The organism is Paenibacillus sp. P22, assembly GCF_000469945.2.
Taxonomy (GTDB): domain Bacteria; phylum Bacillota; class Bacilli; order Paenibacillales; family Paenibacillaceae; genus Paenibacillus_O; species Paenibacillus_O humicus.
Genome location: NZ_CBRA020000027.1, coordinates 12,112 through 24,398 on the forward strand (window position 1 = coordinate 12,112; position 12,287 = coordinate 24,398).

Annotated in this window: 8 protein-coding genes; 6 read left to right on the forward strand and 2 right to left on the reverse strand. The window is 59.7% G+C overall.

Features of this window, described 5'->3' with window-relative positions; genetic code table 11:
- Window positions 1-132: 132 nt before the first annotated feature.
- The 5 genes from BN871_RS06115 to BN871_RS06135 all read left to right on the forward strand — a co-directional run bounded on the left by BN871_RS06115 (window position 133) and on the right by BN871_RS06135 (window position 6,318).
- Window positions 133-1,173, forward strand: coding sequence for a LacI family DNA-binding transcriptional regulator (locus BN871_RS06115; RefSeq protein ID WP_048745023.1), 1,041 nt, complete (start codon window positions 133-135; stop codon window positions 1,171-1,173).
- Window positions 1,174-1,493: 320 nt separating this feature from the next.
- Window positions 1,494-2,447, forward strand: a complete 954-nt coding sequence (locus BN871_RS06120; protein WP_048745039.1) for a sugar ABC transporter permease — start codon at window positions 1,494-1,496, stop codon at window positions 2,445-2,447.
- 13 nt (window positions 2,448-2,460) lie between these two features.
- Complete coding sequence (locus tag BN871_RS06125) at window positions 2,461-3,342, forward strand: carbohydrate ABC transporter permease (RefSeq protein ID WP_048745024.1); 882 nt, start codon at window positions 2,461-2,463, stop codon at window positions 3,340-3,342.
- Between the two features lie 119 nt (window positions 3,343-3,461).
- Entirely contained in the window at window positions 3,462-5,039 is a 1,578-nt protein-coding gene (locus tag BN871_RS06130) for an extracellular solute-binding protein (protein ID WP_048745040.1), read from the forward strand.
- 16 nt (window positions 5,040-5,055) lie between these two features.
- Window positions 5,056-6,318 (forward strand): Gfo/Idh/MocA family protein, encoded by a 1,263-nt coding sequence (locus BN871_RS06135; protein WP_048745025.1) that lies wholly within the window; start codon window positions 5,056-5,058, stop codon window positions 6,316-6,318.
- Window positions 6,319-6,393: 75 nt separating this feature from the next.
- Here the strand turns inward: BN871_RS06135 and BN871_RS06140 are convergent, their stop codons facing one another.
- Both BN871_RS06140 and BN871_RS06145 read right to left on the reverse strand, forming a co-directional pair.
- On the reverse strand, window positions 6,394-10,179 hold the full coding sequence (locus BN871_RS06140) for a DUF11 domain-containing protein (RefSeq protein WP_048745026.1): 3,786 nt from the start codon (window positions 10,177-10,179) through the stop codon (window positions 6,394-6,396).
- A gap of 293 nt (window positions 10,180-10,472) precedes the next feature.
- Window positions 10,473-10,850, reverse strand: coding sequence for a hypothetical protein (locus BN871_RS06145; protein ID WP_021881297.1), 378 nt, complete (start codon window positions 10,848-10,850; stop codon window positions 10,473-10,475).
- 177 nt (window positions 10,851-11,027) lie between these two features.
- Here BN871_RS06145 and BN871_RS06150 point away from each other — a divergent pair, with 177 nt between their 5' ends.
- Window positions 11,028-12,275, forward strand: a complete 1,248-nt coding sequence (locus tag BN871_RS06150; protein ID WP_021881298.1) for a sialidase family protein — start codon at window positions 11,028-11,030, stop codon at window positions 12,273-12,275.
- Window positions 12,276-12,287 lie beyond the last annotated feature (12 nt).

Below are 12,287 nucleotides of genomic sequence, written 5' to 3' on the forward strand. Positions count from 1 at the left end.
TGTCTATCCGCTCGGTTCATTATCGTTTATTTTATCACGTCAGGCCGGTGAAGTGGCAAGTATATCTCCGCTTCTCCGATATGATAAGATGGTTGAAGCATAATTGGAGCGAGTGAATGGAGGTACGGGCAAGTGGCCAAGCTCAAGGACATCGCCGATCTGCTCGGCGTGTCGATCTCTACGGTATCCAGGGCGATCAGCGGCGATACGTCGAGGCCCGTCAGCGAGGAGACCAAGCGCAAGATCAAGGCGGCCGCCATCCAGGTCGGCTACCCGCTGCAGGGAATGGCGTTTCCGGCAGCCGGTCTGCCTTTGCAATATGTATGCATCCTGCCCGGCAATCTGATGGGCAACCATCCTTATTTTGCCGAAGTGCTCGAAGGCTTCCACGGCAGGCTGGCCGAGATGGGACTGCCGCCGGCGATCATGCGCTCCTATGAGGAGCTGCGGGAACCCGGCAGGCTGCGTTCCATGCTGGACGAGACCGGTGCGGGAGCGGTGCTGGCTCTGGGCTGGTATGACCGGGGCATGCATCGGACGCTGGTCGACAGCGGCATCCCGATGGCGGGGGTGAGCCTCAACGACGATTCCATCCGCATTCCGACCGTCGACTGCGACCGCATGTCGGCGGCCCGGATGGCGGTCCGGCATTTGCTGGACCAGGGTCATCGCCGGATCGGGTATGTCGGAGGCCCCGCCTTCGACAAGATCATGGAGAACGACGAACGGTATCTCGGATACAAATTCGCCATCCTGCAGGCCGATTTGCCGTTCCGGCCGGAATGGATCGTGGATGCGGACTGGAGCGTGGAAAAGAGCTATGCCGAAACGTCCGCCATGCTGAGCGCGCTGGCGCCGGAGGACAGGCCGACCGCCATGTTCTGCGCCAGCGACACGCTCGCCATTCCCGCGATGCGGGCTGCCATGGACCAGGGCTGCCGGATTCCGGAGGATATCGCGTTCGCCGGAATGGACAACATCGAGCTGGCGCAGTATACGTCGCCGCCTCTGACATCGGTGCATGTGCCGAGGCTGGAGATCGGGCGGGCCGCCTGCAAATTCCTGTACGACTTCGCCCGCGGCGAATACCGGGATGTGCCGAAGCTGCTGCTGCCTTGCTCGCTCGTTGTACGCGAATCCTCCGATTGGCAGCTGGACTCTTCCCTGACCTGACGTTTTATCGTCAGGTTTTTTTGCGGGTTCTTATCCAAATATTTTGGATAATTGACTCCAAAATACTTGTTGCCGATTCGGATCTTTTCTGCTAAGTTAGAAAACAGGATTGCAAAGGAGCAGAGCAAAACAGAAAATGAAAGCGTTATCTATTCGAATTCGGATAGGGACAGACTCTATTTTCTTCTAAAACTCAATCCAAACGTGAGGAAAAAGCCAAAAATATTTGGATTATTTCGTTGACAATTTGGATATCGTTCTCATATGATAGATTCACGTAAACAAACCTACCGCACCTGGAGGGCGATCAACCGATGGCGATGCTTCAGCAAGAGCATGTGGGCCGAAAACCGTTGAAAAGCACAGCCAGAATCTCCCGCTTCAGCAAAATCCTTCGCAATTGGCAGCTCTATGTCATGATTTCTCCGGTACTTGCTTATTACATTCTGTTCCACTACGTTCCGATGTACGGCATTCAAATCGCATTCAAGGACTTCCGGATCAACAAAGGGATCTGGGACAGCCCATGGGTCGGACTGAAGCATTTCGACCGCTTCTTCCACAGCTTCTTCTTCGAAAGGCTGATCTTCAACACGATCGAGCTCGGCCTGTATCTGATCGTCATCGGCTTCCCGATTCCGATCCTTCTGGCGCTCCTCCTCAACGAAGCGAAGGCTGAGAGATTCAAGAAGTTTGTCCAGACGATCACATACGCTCCGCATTTCCTCTCGACCGTCGTCGTGGTCGGCATGATGATGATCTTCCTGAACCCCCGCTACGGCCTCGTCAATCAGTTCATCGGCGCGCTCGGGGGAGACACCGTCAACTTCATGGCGAATCCTTCGTGGTTCAAGACGCTCTATGTGCTGTCCGACGTCTGGCAGACGATGGGGTGGAGCTCCATCATTTATCTCGCCGCGCTCGGAGGCATCGACACCCAGCTGCATGAAGCGGCCCGCGTCGACGGAGCGAGCCGGATCCGGCGCATCTGGCATATCAACCTTCCCGGCATCCGTCCCACGATCGTCATCCTGCTCATCCTCAACCTCGGCAGCGTCATGGCGATCGGCTTCGAGAAGGTGCTGCTCATGCAGAACAACCTCAATCTGGCGAGCTCGGACATCATCGACACTTATGTGTACCGCAGCGGCATCCTGGACGCCAATTACAGCTTCTCGGCCGCGATCGGCCTGTTCAGCGCCGTCATCAATTTCCTGCTGCTTGTGCTCGTGAACGCCGTCGCCCGGCGCGCCGGGGGGACCAGCCTATGGTAAAGGGGAGAGTAGCATGACCGCAGCAAGAGAAGACCGGATGTTCAATATCGTCGTTTATTCCCTGCTTTCCCTTGTCGCCCTGTGCGTGCTGTATCCGCTCGTCTACGTCGTCAGCGCTTCCTTCAGCGATCCCCAATACATCATGGGCGGGGAAATCTGGCTCTGGCCGAAGGGAATGACGGTCGATTCCTACGCCAGCATCTTCAAGAACGATGCGATCGTGCGCGGATTCCTGAACACGCTGCTCTACACCGCGGCAGGCACGGGGCTGAATCTTGTCATGACGATTCTCGCCGCTTATCCGCTTTCCCGGAGCGATTTTGCCGGTCGCAATCTGTTCATGGGCGTCATGGTGTTCACGATGTTCTTCGGAGGAGGCCTCATCCCGACCTATCTGCTGATCAAGAACCTTCATCTGCTGAATACGTTCTGGGTCATGATTCTGCCGGGAGCGGTATCGGTCTGGAACATCATCATCATGCGGACCTACTTCCAGCAGTCGATCCCGGCGGAAATGCAGGAGGCTGCCGTCATCGACGGCTGCTCCAACTTCCAGACGCTGATCCGCATCGTGCTGCCGCTGTCCATGCCGATCATCGCCGTGACGGTGCTGTATTACGCGGTCGGCCACTGGAACGCCTTCTTCAACGCGCTGCTCTATCTGTCCGACCGCAAGCAGTTCCCTCTCCAGCTCATCCTGCGGGAAATCCTGATCCAGGGACAGACCGACGAGATGGTGCGGGCCTCCACCGAATCGGCGATCAAGCAGCAGCGCGCCGTCGAGGGCATCAAGTATGCGGTGCTCGTCGTCGCGAACATTCCGATGTTCCTCCTGTATCCGTTCCTGCAGCGCTACTTCGTGAAGGGGATCATGGTCGGCGCCATCAAGGGCTGATCTTCCATACATGCATTACGAGCTGTTGAAGAGGCATACCAACGACATCGGGAGGGGTTAGGGTGATCATCGGAAAGAGGCAGGCAAAAGGGGCGCTTGCGCTTGCGCTGACGGCTGCGATGCTTGCGGCATGCAGCAACAACGGAAACGGCGGAGGCAGCGCCGAAGCGGGAGGCTCCAAGGGTGAGGACGCGGGCATCGAAGCGTCCGGCTTCCCGATCGTCAAGGACAAGATCGAGGTGTCCGGCTTTGCGGGCAAGTTTTTCGCCAACGTCGACTGGAGCCATCTCAAGCTGTGGCAGGAATACGAGAAGAAGACCAACATCCATATGAACTGGGAGACCGTCCAGAAGGACGGCTTGAAGGAGAAGCGCAACCTGCTGCTTGCCGGCGGCAATTATCCGGAGGTGTTCTATGCCTCGTCCTTCAGCCGCTCCGAGGTGGTCAAGTACGGCGAGCAGGGCGTCTTCCTGCCGCTCAACGACCTCATCGACAAGTACGCGCCGAACTTCAAGGCGATCATGGACAAATACCCGAGCATCAAGCAGGGCATCACGATGCCGGACGGCAACATCTACTCCCTGCCGGTCATCTACGATCCCGACTTCCGCTCCGTCTTCTTCAATACGCCGTGGGTGCGGACCGAATGGCTCCAGAAGCTGGGCATTCAGGAGCCGCAGGATCTGGACCAGTTCAAGGCGATGCTGAAGGCGTTCAAGACGGGAGATCCGAACGGCAACGGCAAGCCGGATGAGATCGCCTGGGGCGGCACCGGTACGGCGGGTCTCATGGGGTATCTCAAGGGCTCCTTCGGCCTCAACAACCGCGGAGCGGCCAATCCCTATGTCGACGAGGCCCCCGCGAACAAGGGCAAGATCCGCTTCGTGGCGGCCGCTCCCGAATACAAGAAGCTGCTGGAGTACGTGCACGGTCTGTACGCGGACGGCCTGATCGAGAAGGACATCGCCTCCGTCAAGGCCGAGGAGATCGACGCCAAGGGCACGGCCGGCTTGCTCGGCGTCGTCGACAACGTCGATCCCGTCGCCATCTACAACGACAACGGTTATGTCGGCCTGCCGGTGCTGAAGGGGCCGGACGGCGAGCGGATGTACACTTATCTCGGGGCTCCGCTAGGCGGGATCGCGCAGTTCGTCCTGACGGACAAGGCGAAAAATCCGGAGGCGATGATCCGCTGGATGGACTATTTCTATGGAGACGAAGGCATCAAGAACTTCTTCATGGGCTGGAAGGACGATACGTACAAGGAGAACGCCGACGGCAGCGTGGAGTATGTCGACGATATGGCCAAAAACAAGGACGGCCTCAGCCTCGACCAGGCGGTCAGCCGTTATCTCATCTGGCCGGGCGGCCTCTATCCGGGTTATGTGAAGGAGAAGTATTTCAAGGGCGCCGAGGCGCTGCCGACTTCCGTGGCGAACTCCAAGAAGGCCGATCCCTACGTGCTCAAGCCGGATGCCGTCTGGCCGGGCTTCAGCTTCACGGCGGAGGAGCAGGAGGTGCTCTCCACGGTCGGCACCGACATCCAGACCTATGTGGACGAGATGAGGGACAAATTCATCGTCGGAGACGCCAAGCTCGGCGATTGGGACTCCTATGTCTCGACGCTGGACGGCATGGGACTCAAGCAGTATATCGAAATCTATCAGGCGGCGCTGGACCGCAACAACAAGAATTGAGAAAAGAGGTACAATCATGCCCCCACTTACAGCAGTGCTGATCGGAGCCGGCGCGCGAGGCGCCGGCGGTTACGCCCCTTACGCGCTGGATTATCCCCATGAGCTGCGGCTGACCGCCGTGGCGGAAGCCGATCCGGTGCGTCTGGAGCGGACGGCGGAGAAGCATGGCATCGCTTCAGAGGAACGCTACCCGTCATGGGAAGGCCTGCTGGCAGAGCCGAGGAAGGCGGACATCGCCATCATCTGCACCCAGGACCGGATGCATTACGAGCCGACGATGAGGGCGCTGGCGGCCGGCTATCATGTGCTGCTGGAGAAGCCGATGTCTCCGAATCCGCGAGAGTGCCTCGACATGGAGCAGGCGGCCAGGGATCACGGCCGGCTGCTGAGCATCTGCCATGTGCTGCGATATACTCCGTTCTGGTCGACGATCAAGGAAATCATCGCCTCGGGCGAGATCGGCGAGGTCGCCTCCATTCAGCTCAACGAGAACGTAGGCTACTGGCATATCGCCCACAGCTTCGTACGGGGCAACTGGAACAACTCCGACAAGGCGAGCCCGATGATTCTGGCCAAGTCCTGCCATGACATGGACGTGCTCAGCTGGCTCATGGACAAGAGCTGCGTCAGCGTCAGCTCCTTCGGCTCGCTCATGCATTTCCGCGAGGAGCAGGCTCCGGCCGGATCCGCCGCCCGCTGCCTGGACTGCGCGGTGGAGCCGGACTGCCCTTATTCCGCGCCGCGCTTCTATCTCAGCAAGCCCTACAAGGGCTGGGCCGGGCATTTCTCGCCGAACCTGGAGCGCGAGACCATTCTCGAAGGGCTGCGCACGACGGATTACGGCCGCTGCGTCTACCGCAGCGACAACAACGTCGTGGACCATCAGGTCGTGGCGATGGAATTCGAGGGCGGAGCGACGGCCATGTTCAGCATGAGCGGCTTCACCTACGAGCAGGAACGGCGCATCCAGATCATGGGCACGCGCGGCGAGATCCGGGGAGAGGAAGACAAGATCACCGTCTACGATTTCCTGACGCACCGCAAGAACGAAATTACGATTCCGGAGCAGCGGACCGGCCATGGAGGCGGAGACAGCGGCATCGTCCGCAGCTTCCTGCAGGAGGTCCGCTCCTACGACGGTCAGGAAGGCCTGACCTCCGCAGCCGCCTCTGTGCGCAGCCACCTGATGGCGTTCGCGGCGGAGAAGTCCCGCCTCTCCGGCGGGGAGCCGGTGCGGCTGGCGGAGTTTGCCGAGGAGATTCTGGCCGGGAACGTCTAGCGGCGATGCTTGCAGCGCGCGAAAAAAAAGCTTGGCGGATGCCAAGCTTTTTTTCGTTTTGCCTGAATGGCTGCCTTATTCCTCGTGTTCCTCGATCGTGACCGGCACCGGGTTGGATACGCCTGTGCGCGGCACGGGATTGCCGCTGGGCAGCGAGAGGTCGTAGCTGAACGACGCCGTATTCACCACGACCGGATTGAGCGGCGCGAAGTCCGCGTTCGCGAGGAAGCGGATGACCGACGAGCCTTGAGCGGGGACGGTCCCGATCGACAGGCGGCTCAGGTTCGACGTGTTCGGGAGCGGCGTGCCGTTCAGGCTGAGACTTCCGGGAACGTAGGACAGCCCGCTTGGAATTGCATCGGTCAGGACGACGTTTTGGAGCGGAGCGATGTTCGGATTGGACACCGTCAAGTAGAAGGCGACGGAGTTTCCGACCGCGACGCTGCTTGCGCTGACGGATTTGGCCAGCGTGGAGAGGGCGAGTACCGGAACGACGACCGGGTTGGTTTTCTGGTTGAGCGTGAACGACCGGCCGTTCGGGAAAGCGAAGCTGAAGACGAGATTTCCCTGGTTGAGCAGCTGTCCCGCAGGCGGGTAGGAAACGACCTTGAGCTTGAAGGTGATGAAGGCCGTCGAATTCGCTTCGACGGTGCCGATGAAGGCGCCTGTCAGCATGTTCTCTCCCGGTACGGGCATTCCGTTCAAGGTCAGGCTGTTCTCTACGAACACGGAGCCCGGCGGCAGCAGGTCGAACCAGGTCAACTCGGCATTGAAGCTGCCGGTATTGGTGACAACGGTCTGATAGTGCACCTCGTCGCCGACGAATACGTAGGGCTCGGCGGCGCTCTTCACGGCGCTGATGACCGGCTGGGCGATCGTCACGGTCGCGATGTTGGACTGCGAGATGCGGGTCGTTCCTCCGAGGACGAAGGTGATTGTAGCGAAATCGTTGACGTTGTAGCCGGGCTCCGGCAAGGACACGATCTCTTCCTGGAAGGTGACGATGACGGTCTGGCCCGGCGCCAGCGTCTCGATGCCGACGCCGGCATTGATGTTGCCGGCAGAAGGAGCGCCGCCGACGGTGACGCTGCCCGGCACGAAAATCGAGCCGGGGGTGGAATTGTCGGAGACGATGACATCCGTCACGGGAAGCGCGAATGCGCTGCTGATGGTCAAGGTGAAGGTGACGATGTCTCCGACGATGCCGAACGTTTCCGACCCTGACTTCGCAATCGTCACATCGCCGTCGTTCTCGACGATCTGAACGACGTTGGAAGGCGTCGAGCCGCTGCCCGTCAATCCGGAAGGGGATTGGAACGTAAAGGCGGCCACAGCCTGGTTGTCGTAGACGCCTGTCGGCGGACTGGCGGTGAGCACGACATCGTAGGAGACGACGACGGATTCCCCGGGAGCTATGCTGCCGATGACGATGCCCGTCAAGGGGCTTGCGGCCGGGACGGAGATGCCGTTCACGAAAACCGATCCGGCTACGAAGGCGCTGTACGGGTTGAGAGAATCCGCAACGGTCGTGACGGCGGCGACATTGCCGCTGTTCGTAACGGTGACGGAGTAGGTGATCGTTTGCCCGACAGCGCCGCCGAAGGCATTGGCTCTCTTGAGCGGCACGATGACCGGCTGCAGCACGGTGACGTCGACCGGATTGGAAGGCGTGCTGTACGGATTTCCGAGGAAATCATACTGCAAGGACGCCGTATTGGTCAGGACGGGAGGCACCGGCACAGACGCAATCATCAGCTGGAAGGAGACCGTCGCCGAGGCGCCGATGGCTAACGTTCCGATTGCGAAGCCGGTAATAGGATCGGCTGCCGGCTGGGGCACTCCGTTCACTGTCGCGCTGCCCGCGACGAAGGCGTAACCGGCTGGAACCGTGTCGGTCAGGACGGCGTTCAGGATGCCGGCGACGCTGTTGTTGGTGGAGACGACGGTGAACGTGATGACTTCTCCGACGATGCCGCTTGCGGCGTCTGCGCTTTTGACGACGGGAACGTTAGGCGTGTCGATCGGATTGAGGACCGGAATGACGACCTGGTTGGAAGGCGTCGAGCCGGTCAGCATGCGCCCGTCCGGCGGCTGATAGGTGAACGCGGCCGTCGATTGATTGACCAGATTGCCTCCGGGAGGCTCGGAGGTGACGAGCACCTGGAAGGTGACGACAGCCGACGCGCCTGGATCCAGAACGCCGACCGGTATGCCGGTCACGGGACTTGCGCCCGGTACGGCCACGCCTCCGACCGTCACGCTGCCCGGAACGAAGGACGAGCCGGCGGGGGTCGGATCCGTGATGGTGACGTTGGCGGCGATGTTGCCGGTGTTGCTGACATTCAGCGTATACGTGACGGGGTTCCCGATGAAGACGGATTCAGGCACTCCGCTCTTCACGAGACCGACGACAGGCGAGAATACAGGAATATGGACGATGTTGGACGGAACGGAGGTCGAGATGACCGGCGAATCGGGAGTCGGCTGGTACGTGTACGCAACGTTTCCTTGGTCGTCGATGGTCCCTCCGAACGGCACGGCGGTCACCTGATACCGGAAGGTGATGACGGCTGTTGCGCCAGGAGTCAGCAGTCCGACCGTGACGCCGGTTTCCGGCTTCGCGCCGGGAACGGGAACGCCGTTCAGCGTAACGCTGTTGGGGACGAAGGCGGCACTCGTCTCGTCGATCGTATCGAACACCTGCACGTTGCTGGCATTGACCACGCCTGTATTCTGCACGGTGAGCGTATAGGTGACGATATCGCCGATAACCGCGTCCGTCGCTGTGGTGGACTTGACGATCGTAATCAGCGGCGCGGTGATGTCGATCTGCAGGCCGACGGAGTCCACGAGGTAGCCGTCGCCGCTGGTGGTCAGGTTGAAGACGGCCGAGGTCTGGGCATTCAGCAGCGTGCCGGCGACGGTGACGTTGGTAACGTCATAGCCCTGCCTGCCCGCGACGATATTGGTTCCCGGGGTTCCGTTGATCTGATTGCGGGTGCCGAAGGTGCCGGTCGTGTCGAGAAGTCCGGCATCGTTGTTGATTTGGGAGGCGAAGAAGTTGTTCGCGAAGTTGTTCGGACCCGATAAGGTCGTCAGCGTGGCGGCGGTAGGGCCGAACTGGGCCATATCCCCCGTCTTGTTGGCGTCGCCTTCCTGGGCGCTGAGCTGCGCGCGTCCGTCCAGCGCGCCTTGAAACGGGGTGGCGAATCCGGTGATGACCGTGCTGACCGGTCCCGAGGTGGCCTGAATGACGGCCGCTCCGACGCGGATGGACAAGTTCCGCAGCGGCTCGGACGCGTTGGCGTAAGCGACGGCGAGCGTCCACATGGCGTGGTTGGAGGTCGGATCCGGAACGACGATTGTGCCGACGATTCCTCCGGCCGTATAATCGCCGGCTCCGGCGGTCTGTACGATGCCGGTGACATCCGCCGAGCGCACGTAGGCGTATGCGGGAGGGTATGGCGGCGAGTTGGAGAGCAGCACATTGAAGCTGGTGGCGGGGTCCGGCGTAATGCTGAACAGCCCGGACGGCGTCGTCAAGCGGACGGGATCGTTGATGAACGCGCTGAGGTCGACGCCGTTGTTGATATAGGTGCCGCCCCAGATGAGCTCCGCGTACAGGACGCTGCTGCCCGCCGGGAGCACCAGTATCGCCGTGGAGTTGTTGAGCGCGTAATTCCCCGTTGTTCCCGGGGGGTACAAGCCGAAGGTCTGCCCCGTGTCGGTCGTTACGAAGGCTCCGATGCTGTCTACGGTTCCCGGCACCGCAACGGTGTCGGAGCTGCTGAGGCCCAAGGTGTTGCCCGTATACGTAATGGCTCCGTTGTTGTTCAGCAAAAAACGGTTGACAAAAGGCATGGTTGCTCATCCCCGCTTCCGCAAGCTGATAGGTCGATTTAACCATTATGCGGTTCGGGAACGAATCATGCATGGACAAGGCAGACTGGCGGACAGGTGCTCGAGAAGGACAACAGCGAACCTTTTTAAGGAAGGCGGCAGCATCCGAATGGGAACGGAGAGGTGAGGCGGCGATGGCTTCCTTCATCTTCCTATCCTGGAAGGGGGCTGCATGGATGAAAGGAAAAGCAGAGGCTGAGCGCAAAAAATTCCCCGGCCGGAGGCCGGGGTCAGGTTTTTCGGGCCGCCGCTTTTTACATCAAAATGGGCGTCAGTGCCGGAATGACCGTCATTTTCGTTTGCGGAAAGCCTTGCTCTTGGACCAGATTGCCGAATTCGTCGATGCCGAACGTCGAGAAGACGACATTCGCCAAGGCCGTATTGTTGACCAGCTGCACCTCGTAAGCGATGTTTCCGCTGACCGTGAAAGTCCGGATGTCGGCGCTGTAGGCGGGAACGATATAACCCGTCACATAAATAGGCGTCAAGACCAGTGTCGTGGAGGGAACGACAAAGATCTGCACCACGACCGAGGCTGGCGCTGCCGTTTCGTTGCGGCTGCTCACCACAATGTTCGTCGCTGCCGTTCCCGTTGCCCTCGTATTCGTAATAATACCCGTCGTCAAAGCCATACTGCATCACCCTTTCCCTTGGTTTCTATTAATCTATGGAATAAGGCGAGGACATGCTTGGGTTTTGGAAGAATTGTTTTCCAAAAGGCGAATGAACAAGCGGGCTATTGAACGGCGGCATAGGATGGGGCATGCACAAGTTGAAGCGATTGAAAAAATGAACAGGAGGTTTCCCGGTTGGCCAATTTCAATTTCCAGGTCACGCCGAGCGGAGGCAACCCGATCTTCGAGCCGGCAGTCGCCGTGAATCTTTTGAATCCATCCATTATGGTGGCGGTCGCGACGGATACGACGTCCGGCGTGCCGCAGACCGGCCTGTACCGTTCCGTCAACGGCGGCGCGACATGGACGATTACGCTGCTGCCGCTTCCCGCCGGCTTTGCGGGCGCCGAGGCGGCTGTGGTCGCTTACGCCTTTCCGAACACGTTCTACGTATCCGCGCATGCTTTTCCCGGCAACAGCGACGGCACTACCTTCGTCTACATCTCCACGGACAACGGACAGACCTTCGGCTCTCCGATTCTTGTAGGTCCAGGCTATGGCACGTATATCAACAACGACGAGACCAACGTGCTGGCCGACAACGGGCAGGCAAGTCCGTTCCTCGGCAATGTCTACGTCTCTTACAATCACCAGTTCAATGTCGCGAACAACAGCAACTCCGTCGCATTCCTCAACCGCTCCACGGATGGAGGCGCGACCTGGGACCAGCCGACGCTGCTCTCCAGCCCGACGACCATGGTGGAGCGTCCGGACATGGCGATCGATCTGGTCGGCAACCTGTACGCTTGCTGGATTACCGTCACGCCACCCTATAATTTCTTTGTCCGTACTTCGCTGGACGGAGGCGCGACTTTCGGCAGTCCTGTGCTGATCAGCCCCGTATCGCTCGTTCCGACTGTCCTTCCGGTCCCAGGTTATGCCTTTCGGGTGCTGACGTTCGCCAATATATCCGCCGACCGATCGAACGGGCCGTACAACGGCAGCATTTACGCCGTCTGGCAGGATTACAGGCAGGGTTATTCCGATATTTTCATGAGCATCTCGACCAATCTTGGCCTCAATTGGTCATCGCCGGTGAGCATTACGGGAGCTCCGCAGGGGTCGCAGAACTTCTTTCCTGCCGTCGATGTCGATCCTCTGACGGGAGGCGTGAACATCATCTACTACAGCAACCAGGTGGACGGGTTCGATCTGGACGTCTACGTCGCCCGTTCCGTCAACGGCGGCCAGAGCTTCACCAATACGCGCATAACGGACGTCTCCTTCAACCCGAACGGAACGAGTCCGGTACCGGTGCCGTTGATCGGGGACTATATCGATATCGCCTGCGTTCCTCCCGGCGGCTATATCGGCATCTGGACGAACACGAGCAATTCCCTGTACATCGTCGCCGGTTATTCCAACAACGTGATCACTCCTTGATATGAATGGCAT